The sequence below is a fragment of the Pedobacter sp. R-06 genome (genome assembly GCF_049913135.1).
Taxonomy (GTDB): domain Bacteria; phylum Bacteroidota; class Bacteroidia; order Sphingobacteriales; family Sphingobacteriaceae; genus Pedobacter.
In genome coordinates this window covers 3,317,619-3,338,866 of sequence record NZ_CP183977.1, presented here as the reverse complement: position 1 = coordinate 3,338,866, position 21,248 = coordinate 3,317,619, and the positions used below count along the sequence as shown (strand labels likewise).

Below are 21,248 nucleotides of genomic sequence, written 5' to 3'. Positions count from 1 at the left end.
GTTAAGGTTTTTTTAATGTGAAATTAAGGTGTTAAGCTTTATTTGCACTTTATTAACACACATATAACCAAATATGAAAAAATCTTTTAAAAGGTATTGTACCATCTATTGCCTCGCAATATCTATTGGGGTTCCCCATATAGCATTTTCTCAAAAATTGACTTCTTTCGTCGATCCGTATATTGGAACCGGTTCCCATGGACATGTCTTTTTGGGTGCTAGTGTTCCCTTCGGTGCAGTACAGTTAGGACCGGACAATTTTTATAAAGGCTGGGACTGGTGTTCTGGATATAACTATCAGGACAGTGTGATCAGGGGTTTTGCCCACACCCATCTAAGCGGTACCGGTATCGGTGATCTTTCCGATATCGCGATTATGCCATATACTGGTGATATCAAAACAGACAAAGGGCAGGAGAAAATGCCTGGAAGCGGTTATGCCTCACTATTTTCCCACAAGGATGAAAAAGTAAGACCAGGTTATTATTCGGTTAAGCTGGCCAATGGTGTAACGGTGCAGCTGACGGCATCAGAAAGAGTAGGTTTTCATCGGTATAATTTCCCTAAGGGAAAACCGGCGAATGTGATTGTGGACCTAAAAGAGGGGATCAATGATCAGTCTACAGATACCTATATCGAACAGGTCGACGACTTCACATTTAAAGGATACCGTAGATCATCCGGATGGGCAAAAAACCAGGTAGTTTTTTTTGCTATTAAGTCTTCAGTACCAATAAAGGATTTTCTGCTTTACAATAACACTGAAAAGCTTAATGGAAAATCTGCACAGGGCAAAGCGGTCAGGGGAATATTTAGGTTTGAACATGCACCTGAGCTCTTGGAACTTAAGGTAGGGATTTCCCCTGTAAGCACTGAAAACGCGTCGGCAAATATAAAAGCAGAAATTCCAGGTTGGAACTTTGATGAGATCAAAGAACAGGCAGATGTAAAGTGGAACAGGGAACTGGCCAAGTTAACTGTTGAGAGCAGTTCAATGGCAAAAAAGAACATATTTTATACAGCAATGTTCCATACGATGATCAATCCCTCTTTGTTTAATGATCACAATAAGGATTATCTGGGTGCCGAAAAAAAGCCCCATAGAAACGCTCCTTTTGACAATTATAGTGTGTTTTCTACTTGGGATACCTATCGGGCCACACATCCGTTGTTCATTCTCACCCAGCCTAAGCGTACCGGTGATATGGTGAATTCCATGCTGGCTATTTATGAGCAGCAGGGAAGCTTACCTATCTGGCACCTGATGGCAAATGAGACTGGCACAATGGTAGGGATGGGCAGCAGGCAGATAGTTGCAGAGGCTTACCTGAAAGGAGTTAAAGGATTTGATGGAGAAAAAGCCTTTGAAGCACTGAAAAGTAGTTCGATGCGGGATACCTTAGGTCTACAATATGCCAAGAACTATCAGGCAGTACCAGCCGATAAAGAGAGCCGGGCTACAGCTAAGGGGATGGAATACGCCATCGGCGATGGCGGTATTGCATTAATGGCCAAAAGAATGGGAAAGACGGAAGAGTATGGATATTTTAAGAAAAGAGCTGAAAATTACAAGCTTTATTTTGATCCTGCTGACCAGTTCTTTAAAGGGAAACTTGCAAGTGGTAGCTGGGCACCAGATTTTGATCCGTTAAAGACCAAGAATAATTTATATGCAGAAGGCAATGGATGGCAGTATAACTGGCTTGTTCCACAGGATGTGAACGGTCTGATCCAGATTTTAAAAGGAGATGCAGCGTTTAACAAACGGTTGGACCAGTTTTTTTCTATTCCGTTCAAGGGGAATGAAGAGCTGGCAGATATGACCGGACTGATCGGACAGTATGCTCATGGAAATGAGCCAGGACACCATATTCCTTATCTTTATGCTTACAGTGGTCAACAATGGAAGACGGCTGAAAAAGTAAGGTATATACTGAATGATATGTACCACGACCGTCCAGATGGGATTATAGGCAATGAAGATTGCGGACAGATGTCAGCATGGTATGTTTTCTCTTCGTTGGGCTTTTATCCCGTAATGCCTTCTTCTGGAGTTTATGTCATAGGAAGTCCCATCTTTGACCGTGCAACGCTCAATCTAGGAGATGGTCGGAAGTTTACTGTGGAAACAGTTAATAACAAGGATGAGAACCTGTATGTTCAGAGTATTGAACTGAACGGTAAGAAGTATGAAAAAAGTTATATTTTACATGAAGATATCATCAAAGGCGGTAGTCTTAAAATAGTTATGGGCAGTAAACCAAACTACAATTTTGGAGCAGCGAAGCAGAGCCGTCCACAATAATTTTACAGCTATATTTAACTCCAACATATGAAACTTAAACCCTTTCTGGTCATTTCCGGCATTGTTTTGCTATTTTGTTCATTTATCCAAAATCCTGCTGATGTTTATCGTGACAAATGGATTGATTTTAATAAAAACGGTAAGAAGGATATCTATGAAGACACTTCAAAACCAATTGATTCCCGGGTAGACGATCTACTGAAGCAGATGACTGTTGATGAAAAAACATGTCAGCTGACTACTTTGTACGGTTATGGTGCATTTTTAAAAGATCACCTGCCAACCGCATCCTGGAGAGATAGCATATGGAAGGATGGTATTGCAAATATCGATGAACAATTGACAGGTTATAGAAAGGATACGCTGTATGCAGTCCCTTATTCATCCCACAGCGAGGCGATCAATACGATCCAGAAATGGTTTGTTGAGCAGACCCGTTTGGGCATTCCGGTAGATTTCACAACAGAAGGGATCAGGGGGCTTAACCACATGAAAGCTACTTATTTTCCTTCACAGCTTGCCCAGGCCAGCAGCTTTAATAAAAAACTGGTAAGGGAGATTGGTACGGTAACCGGCGCTGAGGCTAAGGCCTTGGGATATACCAATGTATATTCTCCTATACTTGATGTTGCTTCTGATCCGCGCTGGGGCCGTATCGAGGAGACTTATGGTAGTGATCCTTACCTTACCGCTCAATTGGGCAAACAGAATATACTGGGTATTCAGGGAAATGGGATTATTTCTACCGTGAAGCATTTTGCAGTTTATAGTATTCCAGTTGGTGGAAGGGACGGAAACGTACGTACAGATCCACATGTAGCCCCCCGGGAAATGTGGAATTTATATCTGGAGCCGTTCCGTGTTGGTATTCAGGAAGGGAAAGCAAAAGGTGTAATGGCCTCATACAATGATTATGATGGTATACCTATTATTGCTAACCCTTATTTTCTGACTGATATATTGCGTAAGCAGTGGGGCTTTAAAGGTTATGTGGTCAGTGATAGCCATGCAGTTGAGGACCTCTTTGCAAAACACCATGTTGCACTTGATACGGCCGATGCAGCCCGTCTTGCGTTGACTGCTGGGCTGAATGTAAGGACCGAGTTTAAAAACCCCGCGGATTGGGTAAGAGGGCTGCGCAGGGGGATCAGAAACGGAAGTATTTCAATGAGCGTCGTTAACCAGCGTGTCAAGGAGGTTTTGCGTGTTAAATTTGAAATAGGTCTATTCGATCATCCATTTGTTGAGAACATAAAGGCGGCAGACAGCATAGTTCACTCTTCATCGGCTAGAAAGATAGCCTTGCAAGCAGCCAGAGAGGGGATTGTCCTGCTAAAGAACAAACAAAACCTTTTGCCGATAAATGTCCAGAAGGTAAAAAATATTGCAATTATCGGTCCCAATGCGAAGGAACGGGAGAGCCTGCTCTCAAGGTACGGTCCTGCCCATGCCCAGGTAACCACTGTTTACGATGGTCTGGCGAAGGCACTTCCTTCATCTGTAAATCTCTTGTATTCCAGGGGATGTGCACATATTGATAAAAATTTTCCAGGTAGTGATGTTGAGACATTTCCTTTGGATGGTCAGGAGATAAAGGAAATGGATGAGGCTGTTGAGGTTGCATCCAAGGCAGATGTCATATTCCTTGCGATGGGTGATAATGAAAATACGATAGGTGAGACCAAATCCAGGTTAGACCTTAAATTACCCGGTCACCAGGAAGAATTACTTGAGCGGATTGCAGCATTGAATAAACCAACAGTATTGCTTTTGGTAGGTGGTAGACCAGTGTCGATCAATTTTGCAAGTAAGCATATTCCTGCTATCGTTGAAACCTGGTACCTTGGTGAATTTATGGGGGATGCAATTGCCGATGTGGTTTTTGGAAAGTACAATCCCGGAGGGAAACTGCCCGTTCCATTTCCTAAATATGTTGGACAGATACCGTTATCCTTTCCTATGAAGCCCTCAGCCGACGCCTCAGGTAGTACCGATGCAAACGTGAGCGGATTTATTTACCCATTTGGTCATGGACTGAGCTATACGGCTTTCTCTTATTCTGATTTAAGGGTTAATAGGGCCGATTACCGAAAATCAGGAGAAATAAAAGTCAGTTTTAAACTAACCAATACAGGCAAGGTCAGAGGGGATGAGGTAGTGCAACTATACTTTCAGGATGAGGTGAGTTCGGTAACCACCTATATTAAAAATTTACGTGGTTTCGAACGGGTTAGTCTAGAGCCATTGGAAACAAAAGAACTGTCAATGACTATAACTTCACATGACCTGTCTCTACTCAATCAGAAAATGGAAAGGGTCGTTGAACCTGGCTGGTTCAAGATTATGATCGGAGCATCGTCTGAAGATATAAGGCTCAATGAGAGAATAAAACTGTAATATCCTGAATTATTAATTTTAAAAAAATGAAAACATCAATTATATTTTTACTCTTTTTTTGCATCCTTCATAATCCATTCGCCCATTCTGCAGTGGCCTCTGGAAATCCTGAAATAAAAAAGATCAGAGCCTATGCGCGCAAGTTATTGCTGTCTGATACAGCATATGCAACTGAACAGAGCTATCGATTGACAGATGATATTATCTATGATACCGATGGTAATGGATATTTTAAATCAATGACACCTGAGGGAAACTGGGGAGATATAGATTATGCTTCCCAGATGAGAAGCTCCTGGAAGCCCTCTTGGCATCTTTACAGGACTATGCTGATCTGCAGGGAATACTATAAAAACCGAAAACCCGAATATCTGGCTGCAGTGCATAGATCGATGGCCTTTTGGATCAGAAAAGATCTGATCTGCGAGAACTGGTGGCAGAACAATATCAATACCCCATTCACCTATACCAGCCTGATATTGATGTTGGGCGATGATGTGCTTAAGGAGGAAACTGACTACCTGAACAAAGTAATCATTAAGCGTATACCTGTACATAAGGCAACAGGGCAAAATCTGATCTGGCAGTTGGACAATGAGGCAAGAGTTGCACTCATAAACGAGGATAGGGGCAGCTTCTCAGGAATAATGCAAAGAATGCAGGAAGTTATCAGTGTAACTGTTCAAGAAGGTATCCAACCTGACTATTCGTTTCATCAGCATGGTCCAATGCTGCAGTTTGGGAACTACGGCATGCATTTTACAAACAGCCTGTTGTTCTGGATGACCGTTACCTCGAAAACTTCAGTGGCCTTCGCGCCACAAAAACAGAATATAATTTTTGACTACATATCCAAGGGGCTTAGATGGACTATTTATAAAAAGGCTATGGATATTACTGCTGTTGGAAGACAGATAAGAGCAAATAGTGGGCTGAAAAGAGGGGAGAATCTGGCAGTAAATTCATTAATGGTACGGACCTTCGATAAGGGAAAAGCCTGTGGGTACTACATTGACGGTTTTAAGGATGCTGAACAGGGCAAGTGCAAGATCGAGGGGAATAAAAGTTTTTGGCGAAGTGATTACATGATTGACCGTAAGGACAATAAATATATGATGAGTGTAAAAGCACACGGTCCATTTGTTTCCCGTGTGGAATCGATAAACGGGGAGAACCTAAAAGGTACCTACCTTAATGATGGCGTTACACTTTTCCAACGGAGCGGAAAAGAATACCGCGATATCGAGGCGCTCTGGAACTGGGCAATGTTGCCGGGTACAACCGGGGATACCACGGCAAATCCTTTGGTTAAGCCCGCACCCAATAAAGGTGTCTTTACCGGTCAGGTATCCAATGAGCGGGAGGGTATATTGGCCATGGACTACGATAGGAAAGGGATCAAGGCCCGTAAAAGTTATTTTTTTTCCAATGGGTCTATGGTGGCGTTGGGAACCGATATCAGTGCTCCCAATATGAAAAATATTGCTACGGTCGTTGACCAGAAATTTTATAATGCCACCGCGCCACTTAGTTCCGGGAAAGGAACTGATAACAGCAGATGGTTATGGACGGATAGCGTAGCTTATATATTTCCCGATCCCGAGACCGGTTTCAAGACCAAAATTGAGAAAAGGAAAGAAAGCTGGTATGATGTTGATAATGCATCTTCCAGGGAACCGGTCAGCGGAAGTTTATTTACGGTCTATGTTCCACATAATGAGCAGAATAAGTATCTGTATGTGGTTAAGCCGGCCATAGGGTTAGCTGATGCAAAAAAGATAAATATCAGCAAGCAGTTGAAGGCACTCAGCAATACAGCCCAGGTTCAGGCAATAGAACTGGATATGAAGATAATGGCTGTGTTTTATTCAGCTGGAACTATCAATCTTTCCAACAAGAGTACACTTAAAGTAGATCAGTCCTGTATGTTGATGCTCGATAGAAAGAATGATAAAAATATACTTTGGCTATCTGATCCAACCAGGAAATTGAAAAATATTACAGTTACAATAGACGGAGCCAGTAAGGTGATCAATTTTCCTTCGGATGATTACCTGGGAAATACCGTGCAATATGTATGGTAGGGGAATCTGCTTCTTATTCTTAAACAATGGCATATTCAGTGAAATAAATTTCGGGGAATGGAAATCGGGTGGGACTAGGCCCCTAAGAACGAACCGGGTCTTAAAAAAAGAGGATATCAGTAGACTAGGGTAGGCTCTGATTTTAGACCGCCTGTTGTTTTCAGATCGCTCCGATGCTTGGGGGGAAATTTGCCATTTACCCCCCTTCATATTTACTATATAGGTTTTTCGACAGCGCTAGAAACACCTGTTTGCTCCCCTTTTTTAATAAATTTTAAAAACTAAACAAATGGTAAAAGAAGTAGAAAGCCTTTTTTCACTAAAAAATAAGGTTGTAGTGGTTACTGGCGCTACAGGTGTTTTAGGCGAGGCTTTTATTAACGGATTGTGCGCTGCAGGCGCTACAATTGTAGTAATCGGAAGAAATGAAGAAGTAGCCAGGCAAAGAGCTGCCGATGTGATCAATGCTGGAGGCAAAGCAATTTACATTATTGCAAATGTACTTGATGAACAGAACCTGATCGATGCAAATGCGATCATCATCGGCAAATTCGGACGTATTGATGCACTGGTAAATGCAGCGGGCGGTAATGTAGCGGAGGCGGTAATTCAGCCTGGTAGCGATGTTTTCGATCTTAACGTTCCTGCGCTTAAACAGGCTTTCGATCTTAATTTATTCGGCACCATTATGCCAACACAGATTTTTGGTAAAGAAATAGCCAGAAATGGTGGCAGTATTGTGAATATTTCCTCTGTTTCGGCTACTCAGGCGCTTACCCGTGTATTGGGTTATTCGCTGGCGAAAGCTTCGATTGATAGCTATACCAAATGGATGGCTGTGGAGCTGGCCAACCGTTATCAGGATAAAATCAGGATGAATGCTATTGTGCCTGGTTTTTTTATAACCAACCAGAACAGGGCATTATTAACCAATGAAGATGGTTCGTTAACTGCAAGGGGGCAGGCCATCATTTCTAAAACACCATTTAAACGTTTCGGAGATCCCGAAGAATTAATCGGCGCACTGGTCTATTTGCTTAGCGATGCTTCTAAATTTGTAAACGGCGAAAATATTAAAGTTGATGGAGGATTTACAGCATTTTCCGGGGTTTAAAATAGCCGTCAATCTGTGTAATCCTACTATGAGTGTAATCACATTATGAAATATAAAAAATTAGAACAAACCTGGCGTTGGTACGGCCCAAACGATCCCGTAAGCTTACAAGATGTTAAACAGGCAGGCGCCACTGGTATTGTAACTGCATTGCACCATATTCCGCATGGCGAAGTTTGGCCATTGGAAGATATTCTGGAAAGAAAAGCCATTATCGAAGCTGCAGGCTTAACCTGGTCTGTAGTAGAAAGCGTTCCGGTGCACGAAGCCATTAAAACACATAGGGCAGATGCTGGTCAGTATATCGAGAATTATAAAACTTCTTTGCGCAATTTATCGGCCTGCGGAATTAAGATTGTGTGCTACAATTTTATGCCTGTACTCGATTGGACACGTACACAGTTGGATCTGGAAATGACCGATGGTTCGAAGGCACTTTATTTTAACTGGATCGATCTGGCTATTTTCGACCTCTATATCTTGAAGAGAGAAGATGCAGAAGCTGATTATTCGCAGTCCATTTTGCAAAGAGCAAAAGATAAATATACGACCCTAAGCGAACAAGATCTGGTAGATCTTCGCATTAATGTATTAATGGGTATTCCGAACGAAAAGGAGATTGAATTAGAAACCTTACGCAATAGTATTAAAGAGTATAAGGCAATCGGTACACAGGGCTTAAAAGAAAATTTAAGGTTTTTCTTGTCATCTATTGCTGATGTATGTACAGAGGAAGGCATTAAAATGACCATTCACCCTGACGATCCACCCTATGCTATTTTAGGCTTACCGAGGATTGCGAGTACCTTGGAAGATTTTAATTACATCATTAAAGAGGTAGATCAGGCTTTTAACGGTGTTTGTTTCTGTACAGGCTCATTGGGTGCCGGAATGGGAAATAACGCCTTAGAAATCTTTAATGCGGTTAAAGAGCGTGTTTACTTTGCGCATTTGCGTAATGTTAAAAAAGATGAAGATGGTAGCTTCTATGAAGCCGACCATTTAGGTGGCGATGTGAATATGTACGAGATCATGAAAGCCTTAACAGAAGAAAATGCTTTGCGTGATAAATCGATTCCTTTCCGCCCGGATCATGGCCACCAGATGTTGGATGATTTGGCAAAAGAAACCAATCCTGGTTATTCTGCCATTGGTAGATTAAGGGGATTGGCCGAATTAAGGGGTTTAGAAATCGGCGTAACGGGAAATTACTGATTTTTTGCCACGGTAAACCCTAAGAACGTTCGAAATTCATGTACACAGATCTCATTGCATTTTTTTAATAGCTCTGGTATCATATGGCAAACAGGAATGCTTTTAAGCAGACCTGTTTGTTACACAAGTTTAAATCAATTATCCTAAAATCTCTTGAAAGCTCTTACCGAAACTCTCGCTGTAAATTGCCTTATATTCTTTATTGAATTTTTCAAATATGGATTTGGCAAGAGAGTGTTTACCAAGAGCGACCAAGGTTTTACATTTGAGCGCAACGGCATCTTCATTAACCGGGTCAATACTAAGAACGCAATTAGCTATTGTAATGACAAATTCAGGATCATCTTCAACCTTTATTTCTGCTGCAGTATGAAGATAGGCATCAATAACTTGGTCTGTGATCTCAGCTTTTAATGTGTCCAACCAAGAATATTCGCTATTGGACAGGAAATTCCCTCTGTTTAAGATTTTGGTCAGGTCGTTGACATTTTGTTTACTGAGTTTCTTTTTTCCTGTAATGGTATTTTGATAATCTATATAATCAATATTCAGCTTTGAGCTATCAATAATCAGTTTCCAATGGCCAGTCTCCTTTGATACCTGACATTCATCCATACTTTCAAGAAGTGATTTAAGTTTAGTGATGTTTACAGATCTATTATTTCTTGCGCTGTCAATCGGCTTATCGAACCAAAGGAGCTCTTCTAGTTTCTCTGAACTGATTCCACGTCCCCACCTTACGGTAAAAAGCAGGATAAGAAGGAAAAGCTCTTTGATTACAGGGGTAAATTGCTTTGTAATATCTTTACCGTCTTTATTGATCAGCTGAAGGTCTCCAAAGAGATAAATAGTGTTCGGCACGTCTTCCTCCTGGGGAAGACCGATCTGTTCTTCATTTTCCTCTTCATCTTCAGTTTTTTCTGGATAAGGAAGAGTTGTAGCAGTACTTACTTGTCCTACTTTTTTATTTTTGATCCATTTTATATAAATCAGAGACAACAGACCAATCAGAATTACTATCAATATTAACCCATACCACTTGATCTTGCCAAAGAAAGAAATTTTATCTATATTATCGAGTGAGGCCTCTGGCGGAGTCAACAAAGTGTAGGTTTTTATAGTAGTACGGTCCTGGTTTTTATCATAAAAGACGATGGCAGAAACGAGTTTTTTACTTGCTGGAGAGTAGTAGAGATCAGCAAATGAGTTAATGTCGTGAAAAGTGTATGGGATTTTATTTCCAACAAATTTAAATGTGGGTGAATTTAATGATCCTTTAATAAGTCTTAGGGAAGAATTGTATACATGGTTGGTAAACGTTAGTGCATAGTATGACTTGCCCTTTTCATCTATTATCATTGAATTGGCGAATGCAAATTCTTCATTCTTGGGAACGAGTTCAAATATCTTTTTAAATGTCCTTTTTTTAACATCGAAAAAAGTGAGGTCATAAATGTTCTTAGGATTTAGGATCTGCTGACCGGTGGTACTTCCATAGCCACCCAGAATATAAGCCCCTCCCTTGGCTGCCCCGAGTGCGGCAAGATAACGGGGGGTAAATTCTCCTTTAATATCCACCTCCCCCCAGCTTTTATTAGTGAAATCATAGCGATGGGCGTCTCTTTTGTACATATATCGCCCATATCCTCCTATAATATATAGCGAACTGTCCATTTGAGAATAGAATCTGTTGGGATGCCAGTAGTTTGTTGGAGAGTCTGGAGTTTTTAGTTTTTTGTCCCAGCTTTTCTTTGCGAAATTAAAAATGCTTACAAGTTTTTGATCGGTATAAGCATTTACAAGCCCTCCAGATCTGATGTCATAATATGAAAGGGTTCCTGGAAGGAGTGGGCGTCGTCCATCACTATATTCTATGGTTTCAGTTTTATCTGTAGTAAGGTAGTGAATGAGTAAAGCATTCTCTGTAATCACAAAAAGCCTTTCCTGGTCAGCATCAAACGCTATGCTTGCAGGTCCAGCCACAGATGTTGACTGAGTTAATTTCCAATCGTGGTGAAGCCTCCTGATCCAGACTGGATTGATCACATTTGCATTTTTTTCAGCAACTACTTCTGAAGCAATTAGCCCAGAATGTTCATTCAGCGGCCAGTGATAGGCCAGTTTACCTTCTTCTGTTATTTTGATGTCTTTCAGTTTCATCGGTGGCACATCCCGTACCTCGTGTTCTTTATAGTTGGTTGCACCAAAAAACACCTCATAACAGTCCTTTGTGAGTTTGATTTTTTCCCTATAGAGCTTGCCATCTGCTGAAAGAATCAATTCCTGTTTATCAATATCGAACATCAACTTGATTTTGTACCACTGTTTGAAAAGATAATCTATCTTTATATCAAAGGCAATACTGGAAACCTTATCGTCAATGATAAGCTTCAAATGTTTGTTCTCCAAAAGACGCTTGTCATAGATGAGATCTATATTACGGCCTTTCTTGTCGATCACCCTGAAAATATATCCAAAGTAATCCTTGTATCCCGGCATGAATGACAGATCAAAGGAAATTTCAAAATTTTTGTCAAAACACAGAGAATTCGTAGCCCCCAGATCTAAGCCTGTTCTTTGTTCCTGAATGGTCTCATGGCCCTGAAAAAACAGACCATAGTTCTGGGCAACCACAGGTGAAACGCATATAAACAGAAATGTGAAAAAAAGTATGTAGAATTTTAATCTCATAATAGTAAAATAACAAAAGATATTTAGTTGATTTTTTATTGTTTGAATTGTTCTGCTGTATGGAAACAACCCCTGCAAGTCGCTGTTTTGACTGATCTGGCTAAGATAACTATTTTTGACTAATTTCTTGTTGGATGTACCTGTAATCACAGAAAAAAACAATATGCAATTAACCGTTGAATTAACGTTATTGTGAGTTTTTTTTAGATAATGACGGATGCTTGACAGCCAAGAAACTATTACTTGCCCGATCACACGGATGTTAATTGCTTAGCGTGCAGTTTCCTCGAAGATTATGATACTGCTCTTATCGGATCTGGACACTATTATTGTTCCTTTTGATCGGTCAATTGAATAGACCTACCGACTGGAAAGCTAAGGTAGCATCCCAGTTAGGAGAAGAATGAAAATGTCAGGACCCAGAAGAAACACTTGGGGTAAAGAAATTGTATTTTGCAATTATATATGGAATGTCCTGGATATTTCGAGACCTCCAATGGTAAGCTAACCTAGAAAAAGCTGAAAAGGACTATCCTTAATAGAAACATTTGTGAAAATTTCGATGCCACTACGGGATTGTGGTCCATTGGTAGTGGAGTAGTTATTATCCTAAATTTTACTGTTCTTTTATTTTTTGTAGGTCTACATAGTCATTTTTACTCTGTTTTGTTAATTTTTTTTTCAGAAAAAGAAATTAATCTATCAAATTAAGGTTTTTTTAGGCCTTTTTTAATGTCTAGGGCTAACTTTATCCCGGAAATAACTTATCCCATGCAACTCTATATCGATTGATTCTGATTGCCTGAAAATAAGGAATGATATCGGGGCAGGGTAGATCGCTAAAGATTTAGCGTAACTCCGGTACTGACAACTAAACCAAATATAAATTAATTATGAAATCAAAATTACTCATGCTTTGGCTGGTATTTTGCATGGCTTTGAACAGCTATGCTCAAACGATCATCAAGGGAAAAGTAACAGATGTCGCTGGACAAGGACTGCCGGGGGCAACTGTTACCAACAAACAGGACGGAAACAAATCAACTACCAACGACAAGGGGGAATTCAGTATATCCGTAAAAAGTGCTGCGCTTGCAGTCTTAAATGTGGCTTATGTCGGCTATAAGGCGCAGGACGTTGCCTTGGGCGGAAAAACAAACATTACAATTAAACTTCTTGAAGACGCTTCCAGTTTAACTACAGTAGAGATCACCGGCGCAATGGGTGTTAAGCGGACGGCCAAATCTATTACCTATGCAGCACAGAAAGTAGATGTAGAATCCCTTACCGAAGCGAGGGACCTAAATATTGTGAATGGGCTCGCAGGTAAGGTGGCGGGCATCCAGGTAACGAATACCGGGCAACCAGGTAGTTCAGCAAGGGTTATCCTTAGGGGAGAGGGCTCTGTATCTGGAAATAACCAGCCATTATGGGTTGTAGATGGGGTCCCTATTTCAAATGAAATGGGAGATGAGCGTGGTGATAATCTTGACCGGGGCAACGGTGCTGCGGATTTAAATCCCGATGATATCGAATCCATCGAAGTATTAAAGGGCCCTAACGGTGCTGCGCTTTATGGATCAAGGGCTGCTAACGGTGCCATCCTGATCACCACAAAAAAAGGTAAATTTGGAGACAAGACCTATGGTATCGCGGTAAACCAGAATACAATGCTCTATACTATTACCGAATTTCCGGAATATCAGAATGTATATGGTGAAGGTAATTCCGGTGGGCGTATGGCCTATGATGTAAATGCATTGTTTGGGACAACCGGGGCGATCAACATGGGAACTTATGCTACTTCATGGGGTATGCCTATGCTTGGCCAGCCATTCAACACTTTTAGCGGTCAGCCTCACGGTTACGTGCCACAGCCTGGAAATATTAAAGCGCTTTATCAGTCATCTGTTACGAATGTCAGCAGTATTGCGATCAGCAAGGCTGATGCGACCTCGTCATTCCGTTTATCATATACCTATACGGACGGTACCGATGTAATTGAAAACCAGAACCTCAAAAAGAAACACAATGTAAACCTGTTCGCGACAAAACGATTGGGAGACCGCGTAAGTGTTGATGCCAGAGTGTTATATACAAATGATGTGACCGATAACCGAAGTGTGAGAAACTTAAGTGCAGCCAGTCCCCAGTCGGCATACGTATACATGACCAGGAGTACTGATGTTGCAGGTTTTACACCATGGAAAGATGCCAACGGAGATGCAATAGGTATCCCAGGGCTAAACTCGTCAGAGAACCCCTATTGGTCGATCTACGAAAACAGCAATCAGGATGCACATACCCGTTTGATAGGAGGGATCAGTGCAACAGTTGATATTACAAAGGAACTTAAACTCCGTTCACAGGTTGCTGCCGATCTTGATTTTGCCAAAGGATACATTTATAATGAGCTAGGGGGAAGAACAAATCTTAAAGGTAACTATTCAAATAGTGCAGACCAGGCACAGAACTGGACTTATGAAACCTTGTTGACCTACAATAAAACAATCAATAAGGATTTTAAGGTTTCTGCCAACTTAGGCGGTAATATTTCAACCAGGGACCTACTGAGACGTACAGCAAGGATCGACGCTTTATTGGTACATGACAGACCTACCATCAACAATAAAAATGCAAATCCTGAGGCCAATGAAGCATACAACCAACAGGAAATCCAATCGATTTTTGGTACTTCAACAATTAGCTTTAAAAACTTATTGTTCTTAGATATTACCGCAAGAAACGACTGGTCTTCAACCTTGCCCGCGAGCAATCGCTCTTTCTTTTATCCTTCAATTGGAACAAGTTTCGTTTTTTCGGACCTGATCAAGAAGAACGATATCCTGACCAATGGTAAAGTCAGGGCATCCTGGGCCAAAGTGGGTAACTCTGCAGGACCATATCAGTTGATCCAAAGTTATACCAGTGGGACACTTTTTCTTGGAAATCCAACCCTGACATATGACAACAAGAAGAAAAATGCGGACCTAAAGCCTGAGCAAAAGGTATCCATAGAACTGGGTACTGATCTGTCATTTTTCAAAAATAGATTGAGTTTAGCTGCCACTTTTTATAAGGATAATACTACAAATCAGATCTTAACCGCTAATGCCCCTTCTGAAAGTGGTTTTAGTCAGATGGTGATTAACGCTGGAGAAGTGCAGAATAAAGGGGTAGAGATTACACTATCAGGAACAATACTGAAAACAAAGGCGTTAACATGGACAGGTATTGTCAATTATTCTAAAAATGAGAGCCTTGTGAAATCCTTAAATGAAGGTGTTTCACGCAGGGATCTTGGTGGTGGCTTTTTAGGTGCGAAAGTTCAGGCCGTAGTTGGCATGCCATATGGAATAATCACTGGTAATATCCCTTATATGGTTGGCGATAAAATGATCGTTAGTGATAATGGACGTCTGGTAGCAGATCCAGATCAGATCATCGCCAGCTATCGTCCAAAGTGGCTGGGCTCTTTCGGCTCGGGAGTAACATATAAAGGATTTGACCTTTCTTTCCTACTTACTGTAAAATATGGCGGTAACCTTTATGTTGGAACCTATGGCAGGGCGAATTTCCAAGGTACCACGGTTTCCAGTCTTGCTGGCCGTGATGAATGGCTGTTCAGTAAATGGATATTAGGTGAAAGCGGAGATGAGCAAAAAGGTTTAGGCCAGGCAGTTGGGACGACAAGAATACCTTACGCAGATTCACAGCGGCCTAAGGGGCTAAGGTACCCTAACTCTTATTTTCAGTCTTATGCACCCGGCGCACCGACAGTCCCTTTAAGAGATGAAAACGGTAGGTTGATCCCTGGTGGAGTAAACACAATATGGGGTGATCCTCAATTGTTGGCCGCTGATTTTGTGCAGAACAATGTACCCGCACTTATTTATGATGCTACTTCGGTGAGGATAAGTGAGCTGGTGTTCGGCTATACTGTTCCATCAAAGTTGTTTGGAACGGGTTTCATTAGGAGTGCACGTTTGGCAGCTGTTGCCAGGAATCCGTTTGTACTCTATAAAAGAACCCCTCAGGGTGTGGACCCCGACTCGGCGAATACTACTGGAAATGCTCAGGGTATTGAGGCCGGAGGATCGTTTCCTTACACACAATACGGTTTGAATTTGAAGTTTACATTTTAAAAAAAAGCTAAAAATGAAAAAGCTTATATATTTATTTCTTGCCGGAATTCTTTTGGCATCTTGTACAAAGAACTTTGATGAACTGAATACAGATCCAGGTTCTTTTGTTAAAACCGCTCCTGAAGGGATTATGTCAGGGGTCATAAAGCGGACAAACGATTTTATGGCGAATAACAATACATTTGGCAACTGGGACAATGCTTTTTTCCTTACCCAACAGGCCAACAGAGGTAGTGCTGCCGATCAAGGGGGGATGTGGAATACTTTTTATGTAGGTGTCCTTGAAAACCTTCACCAGATCATTGTTACCTACGGTGATGATCCTGGATTTGCCAATAGGGTTCTGGCAGCAAAAATATGGAGAAGTTACGTACATTCGATTTTAGTCGCACAGTACGGACCTATTCCTATAACACAAGCCAATAACCCTGATTTTCCAAATATAATCAAGTATGAGTCTGAGGATGAGGCGTACGCTATTATCCTTAACGACCTAAAGGATGCGGCTTCAAAGATAGATGTAACCAAAGACAAGTTTACCTATGATGTCCTGTTTAATGGCGATATGCTTAAGTGGAAAAAATTTGCCAACACGCTTAGGCTGAGGATTGCGTTGCAATGTATGAAGAACCTGGGCGCGACCGCAACTGCCCATGTTTCAGATGTAATGTCAAATGAAACCGCCATGATTGCCTCTGAAGCGGAAACAGCAAAGATGAACTACGAAAATGTTATCAATAATGAAAACCCTTATTATATCAGGTATAAAAGAAATGCATTTACCGGAGTTGTTCCAAAACTGAACGATTTTACAATGACTTTTTTAAGATCGTATAAAGATCCAAGAATAAATGTTTACTATGATAGTGTAGCAGTCATAACAGACCGCTATAATGTTCGGGATACATTACCCAGCACTGCAGATGACACGCTGAGAGTGGTTACTTATCCTATCCCTCATATGGGAATGCCAAAGGCATCTACACTTTTAGCTTCATGGAACCTGATAGCCGGATTAAGCCCCTTGAACACCGGGGCAAATTCTATTTCGAATGCAAGGGCTGACCTGTATGCTCCAGACCGTCCATTTACAATCTTGTCCTATTCTGAAACACTATTTTTAAAGGCTGAAGCAGCCAAGCTGGGGCTTGGTGGGACTCAGACGGCAGAATCCTACTACAACGCGGGAATTGATGCCAATTTTGCCTTTTGGAAAATAAGTAATGCTCAGCGTGATGCTTATAAGGCGCGTAACGGGATCAAGTTCGGTACATCGGCCAAAGGCTTCAATAACTATCTGGGGATTGTGAATACTGATATACCTTTAGATGATCTGACCAAGATATGGATACAGAGATGGCTCAATTATTATCCTGATGGTGGTTTTGATGCATGGACCCTGATCAGGAGAACACGTATGCTGAATTTTCCTCCGCATACCAATTCATTCCCAACAAATACCGGGGTAAATCTTCCACACCGTGCATTATATCCAACAACATTAAATACTCTAAATCCTGTCGGTTACAAGGATGCACTTGTTAAACTTGGGATCGGTGGTGCAGTAAATGATGATAATCCGGCTGTTGCATTAAGGTTTGAAGCTCCATACAGGGTGACAGAATGGGAAACAGTACCCGCTGCTTATGATACGAAGTTCATCCAAAAATGGTATGGCCCAACATTCGAAGATTTAAAAAAATCGGGTGTTACATTCACCATTGTTACGAAATATGTTAATTAACTAATCCTACATAAATGAAAACTAATTTCAAATATATATCACAAGCTCTCTTCTTAATTGCATTGACCATATTTAGCTCTTGCAAAAAAGAAGATGAGGGCCCATCTATTGATGACAATTTTTTGAACTATGAAATCCCCGAGATACCTGTCACGGAGAACTATCACGTAGGTGCATTTTACACCTATTTTACAACTTTTCATGCCAACGTAAAACAGATACCTGTAGGTGGAAAGTATGTGATGTCTGCCACAACCGGTATCCCGTTGGCTACCGCTACCAGGCAGATTGATAATGCTGTAAAAGGAGGCCTTGATTATTTTGTATTCAACATGCGTTCTCCGAACAGGGATGTCAACAATCAAAAAATAGATTCTATAGTAGTTAAATCTTTTCTTAATGCTGATACTGAAGGCAAATTGAAGTTTGCCATCCAGTTTAACTGGTCGGGAGCGTATGGACTGACTACTACTGCACCACTGGAAAATGACGCAACCAAACTGAGCCAGTTTTACAAGGATATTGCAAGGTTTGAATATCTTTTTAAAAATCCGAATTATATGAAAGTTGGAGGGAAAGCTCTTTTTTATATCCTTAATGCCCAGAATTTATTTTCAAATGATAACACTGTTATCTACAAGGAGCTCAGGAAACGGATGTCTGCATTGGGAGTAGAACTATATATTGTCGGTCAGCAGGAAAGATGGTCACCTCCTGCAAGGTATGCCCATAGGTTTAAGGGATGTGTCGACGCAGTTTATCATTCGGCTATGGCACCCGATTATTATGACCGTCTTTATCTTTTGCCCCAGTTCATGGATCAGAACTGGAAGTATTCCAAGCAATGGTTTGCCGATAATATTTCTGTCGATTATGTGCCGAATATATTTCCAGCATATAGCTGGAACATTGTAAATGTTAACCAGACAAATCCGAACGTTTTAAGAAACGATGGGGGAGCTATGTATAAGAAACTCTGTAACGTGGCAAAAGGCAATGCCAGTAGTGCAACGCGTCTTATCCTTATTGATTCTTTCAACGATTATCAGCTGGATACCCAATTGGAACCGACAGAGAGTTATGGCGATTTTTATCTTGATGTAACAAGACAGCAGTTCAAAAAATAATTTTTAAAAAAAAAAGTTCTTCTGTCATCCCCCTCCTTATCCTAAACGGAGTGAAAATGGTACTTTCTCTGTGGACCAAACGGTTGCTCGACACAGGGATTGGTACCAGTACACTCGCTGACCGGTTCATGCCGGTCGGTGGGGAGAGAATTTGGTTAGTTAGCATCAGCGGAACAGGAGACAGACCTGTTCCGCTTTGTTAGTTTAATTTATCTAAGGAAAAATAAGATACAGGTATGAGGTTTATGGTTTTTCTAAAAGAAAAACTAATTGATCTGGTTATTAATTAAGTATATGACTAATTTCTACAATAGAATTTTTACTCTCCTATTACTTGTCGCTATTCAGGCCTGTTTTGACAAGGCATGCTATGCTCAGTCCATCGCTAAATACCCGTTTTTTACCTACACCTTTGGCGGACTCTCTCAATATGATATTCCCAAGCAGGTAAAACTTCTTACGGGGCTGGGATATGACGGCCTTGCCGTTGAGGTAACAAAGGCTGTTGATCTGGAACGGCTTGAACATTATCTTCAGTATTCACAGGAACATCCGGGCTTCAAGGTTTTTTCTGTCTTCGTCAGATATAATTTTGACGATGCAGAAGCAGATAAGGACAGATGGAGAGAGGTACTGAAGAAGATAAAAAAAAAGGATATCAATCTCTGGTTTATATTCGGCCCGAAGAGAACAGGTGTTACCGATAATACCCTTGATTCAGTTTTAAAAGTGGTGAATTCTGTGGCTTTGGTCAATAAGGTACAAATGACACTTTATCCGCACAGTCTCTGTTATATTTCTTCGGCGGAGCAGGCTATGCCATTTGTGAAGAGAGTGGGAAGCCCTAATGTCAAATTAGCTGTACACCTGTGCCATGAGGTCAGGGCAGGCAACGGAGCCCGGATCGGTGAGGTGGTGAAGAATGTAAGACAGTATATAGGAGCCGCAACAATTGCGGGAACAGATTCAGTTGCTGATTTTACATCCGCTTTAAAGATGGATACGACTACAATTAAACCCCTTGACAGGGGCAACTACGATGTGCGCATATTTCTTAGGGCCCTAAAGGTCAATAGATATAAAGGCCCTATCGGCTTTATCAATTTTAAGATTGCCGAAAAGCCAGAGGATTATCTGGATAGGTCTATGAGAATATGGCGCAAGTTTAAAACTGAAATCCTATAATAGTATGTTTTATAATATGAAGTTCTGCCTTTCTATCGGCATGTTGTTGTCAACATTTGCCGTGTCGGCCCAGTCCAATAAATCCTTTGACGCACCCGACCAGATACTATGGCATTCCCGAACAAAAAACTGGTTTGTTTCAAATCTCGGTGGAGGTGTTTCATTTGAAAGAGATAAGAATGGATGGATCAGCCGTCTGGATGCCGGTGGTGAAATTATTGAGAGGCAATGGGTAAAGGGCCTGGATGCACCCTCGGGCATGGTTAGTACGGAGCATAAACTTTTTGTCTGTGACCGGGATGGAGTTGTACAGATAGATATTGCAACGGCGAAAATTGAAAAAATGTTTCCCATTCATGGAGAATTTATCAATGATGTGGCGATTGCTGCAAATGGTGATCTTTATGTTTCTGACTTTCACGCTAACCGCATCTATAGACTTCCTGTGAAAGACCGTAAAGCAGAAGTGTTCCTGGAACTGAAGGAATCCCCTGATGGTGTTCTGGTAGACGGGCAAAATCTGATTATTGCAACCTGGGGAAAAGTTGTCAATAAAACAACTTTTGAAACCAGCAGAAAGGGAACATTGCTTACAGTTGATCTGATGTCAAAAAAGATGGTACCCCTTTTGAAAAATAATCTGGAAATAGGTAACCTTGAAGGTATTGTTAAAGCAGGGGAATACTTTTATGTTACGGACTGGATGAGGGGAGCACTGCTGAAGGTCAGCGTAAAGCATGGTATACAGGTGGTACTGACCGGGCTGACCAATCCTACAGATCCGGGTTATTCTAGAGAACTTGACCTGGTAGCCTTTCCCGAACATACCGGGAATAGAGTGACATTTTTAAATATAGGTCAATAAAAGGGTAGAAACCGAAAGCCTGAGAGGTCGGCTCTATTGTGGATCGCCAGATCGTTTATTTATGATCTTAGTAATAATTGAAATCGTAGCGATCCCATAGTAAAAGATATCAACTCTATTTGGCTATTTTTATTATTAGTTCGCGGATAGATCATTGCTGGTTCGTGGCTTCCTGAAGCACTGGAGAAACTGATTGGACAAAATCTGCCTATAAACCGGTAAAAAATGTTTAAAGAGCAATGATGTAGGGTTCTGGGCAAATAATTGGTATCCAGTTTTTTAGGGAATAAGATTTTGCGGACAGCTGTAACTGACCGTAAGGAAATGGGGGCTGTTGATGCAGATTTATGCTCTTATGGAATGAAGCCCTACTGGT

The 21,248-nt window shown here is 41.2% G+C and carries 11 protein-coding genes; 10 read left to right on the top strand and 1 reads right to left on the bottom strand.

Features of this window, described 5'->3' with window-relative positions; all coding sequences use genetic code 11:
* Positions 1 to 73: 73 nt before the first annotated feature.
* From ACN9MR_RS13575 to uxuA, 5 genes are all read left to right on the top strand, one after another.
* Positions 74 to 2,305, top strand: a complete 2,232-nt coding sequence (locus ACN9MR_RS13575; RefSeq protein WP_426330205.1) for a GH92 family glycosyl hydrolase — start codon at positions 74 to 76, stop codon at positions 2,303 to 2,305.
* 27 nt (positions 2,306 to 2,332) lie between these two features.
* On the top strand, positions 2,333 to 4,702 hold the full coding sequence (locus ACN9MR_RS13570; RefSeq protein ID WP_426330204.1) for a glycoside hydrolase family 3 N-terminal domain-containing protein: 2,370 nt from the start codon (positions 2,333 to 2,335) through the stop codon (positions 4,700 to 4,702).
* A gap of 26 nt (positions 4,703 to 4,728) precedes the next feature.
* Entirely contained in the window at positions 4,729 to 6,786 is a 2,058-nt protein-coding gene (locus tag ACN9MR_RS13565; RefSeq protein ID WP_426330203.1) for a polysaccharide lyase family 8 super-sandwich domain-containing protein, read from the top strand.
* 289 nt (positions 6,787 to 7,075) lie between these two features.
* On the top strand, positions 7,076 to 7,900 hold the full coding sequence (locus tag ACN9MR_RS13560) for an SDR family oxidoreductase (RefSeq protein ID WP_426330202.1): 825 nt from the start codon (positions 7,076 to 7,078) through the stop codon (positions 7,898 to 7,900).
* A gap of 45 nt (positions 7,901 to 7,945) precedes the next feature.
* The gene (gene uxuA, locus ACN9MR_RS13555; RefSeq protein WP_426330201.1) at positions 7,946 to 9,115 is read left to right on the top strand and encodes a mannonate dehydratase; all 1,170 of its coding nucleotides are present in this window, start codon (positions 7,946 to 7,948) and stop codon (positions 9,113 to 9,115) included.
* Between the two features lie 138 nt (positions 9,116 to 9,253).
* On the opposite strand, the gene ACN9MR_RS13550 is transcribed toward uxuA, so the two are convergent.
* Complete coding sequence (locus tag ACN9MR_RS13550) at positions 9,254 to 11,806, bottom strand: galactose oxidase (protein WP_426330200.1); 2,553 nt, start codon at positions 11,804 to 11,806, stop codon at positions 9,254 to 9,256.
* A gap of 893 nt (positions 11,807 to 12,699) precedes the next feature.
* Between ACN9MR_RS13550 and ACN9MR_RS13545 the strand changes: the two genes are divergently transcribed.
* The 5 genes from ACN9MR_RS13545 (at position 12,700) to ACN9MR_RS13525 (ending at position 20,872) form a co-directional block, all read left to right on the top strand.
* Positions 12,700 to 15,951, top strand: a complete 3,252-nt coding sequence (locus tag ACN9MR_RS13545; RefSeq protein ID WP_426330199.1) for a SusC/RagA family TonB-linked outer membrane protein — start codon at positions 12,700 to 12,702, stop codon at positions 15,949 to 15,951.
* Between the two features lie 13 nt (positions 15,952 to 15,964).
* On the top strand, positions 15,965 to 17,695 hold the full coding sequence (locus ACN9MR_RS13540) for a SusD/RagB family nutrient-binding outer membrane lipoprotein (RefSeq protein WP_426330198.1): 1,731 nt from the start codon (positions 15,965 to 15,967) through the stop codon (positions 17,693 to 17,695).
* A 14-nt stretch (positions 17,696 to 17,709) separates the two neighbouring features.
* Complete coding sequence (locus ACN9MR_RS13535; protein WP_426330197.1) at positions 17,710 to 18,822, top strand: glycoside hydrolase family 99-like domain-containing protein; 1,113 nt, start codon at positions 17,710 to 17,712, stop codon at positions 18,820 to 18,822.
* 294 nt (positions 18,823 to 19,116) lie between these two features.
* Entirely contained in the window at positions 19,117 to 20,007 is an 891-nt protein-coding gene (locus ACN9MR_RS13530) for a sugar phosphate isomerase/epimerase family protein (RefSeq protein ID WP_426330196.1), read from the top strand.
* A gap of 16 nt (positions 20,008 to 20,023) precedes the next feature.
* Complete coding sequence (locus ACN9MR_RS13525) at positions 20,024 to 20,872, top strand: hypothetical protein (RefSeq protein ID WP_426330195.1); 849 nt, start codon at positions 20,024 to 20,026, stop codon at positions 20,870 to 20,872.
* Positions 20,873 to 21,248 lie beyond the last annotated feature (376 nt).

Excerpts from the sequence above, each read along its gene's own strand:
- ACN9MR_RS13575 (WP_426330205.1), top strand. The coding sequence starts at position 74 with ATGAAAAAATCTTTTAAAAGGTATTGTACCATCTATTGCCTCGCAATA.
- ACN9MR_RS13570 (WP_426330204.1), top strand. The coding sequence starts at position 2,333 with ATGAAACTTAAACCCTTTCTGGTCATTTCCGGCATTGTTTTGCTATTT.
- ACN9MR_RS13565 (WP_426330203.1), top strand. The coding sequence starts at position 4,729 with ATGAAAACATCAATTATATTTTTACTCTTTTTTTGCATCCTTCATAAT.
- ACN9MR_RS13560 (WP_426330202.1), top strand. The coding sequence starts at position 7,076 with ATGGTAAAAGAAGTAGAAAGCCTTTTTTCACTAAAAAATAAGGTTGTA.
- uxuA (WP_426330201.1), top strand. The coding sequence starts at position 7,946 with ATGAAATATAAAAAATTAGAACAAACCTGGCGTTGGTACGGCCCAAAC.
- ACN9MR_RS13550 (WP_426330200.1), bottom strand. The coding sequence starts at position 11,806 with ATGAGATTAAAATTCTACATACTTTTTTTCACATTTCTGTTTATATGC.
- ACN9MR_RS13545 (WP_426330199.1), top strand. The coding sequence starts at position 12,700 with ATGAAATCAAAATTACTCATGCTTTGGCTGGTATTTTGCATGGCTTTG.
- ACN9MR_RS13540 (WP_426330198.1), top strand. The coding sequence starts at position 15,965 with ATGAAAAAGCTTATATATTTATTTCTTGCCGGAATTCTTTTGGCATCT.
- ACN9MR_RS13535 (WP_426330197.1), top strand. The coding sequence starts at position 17,710 with ATGAAAACTAATTTCAAATATATATCACAAGCTCTCTTCTTAATTGCA.
- ACN9MR_RS13530 (WP_426330196.1), top strand. The coding sequence starts at position 19,117 with ATGACTAATTTCTACAATAGAATTTTTACTCTCCTATTACTTGTCGCT.
- ACN9MR_RS13525 (WP_426330195.1), top strand. The coding sequence starts at position 20,024 with ATGAAGTTCTGCCTTTCTATCGGCATGTTGTTGTCAACATTTGCCGTG.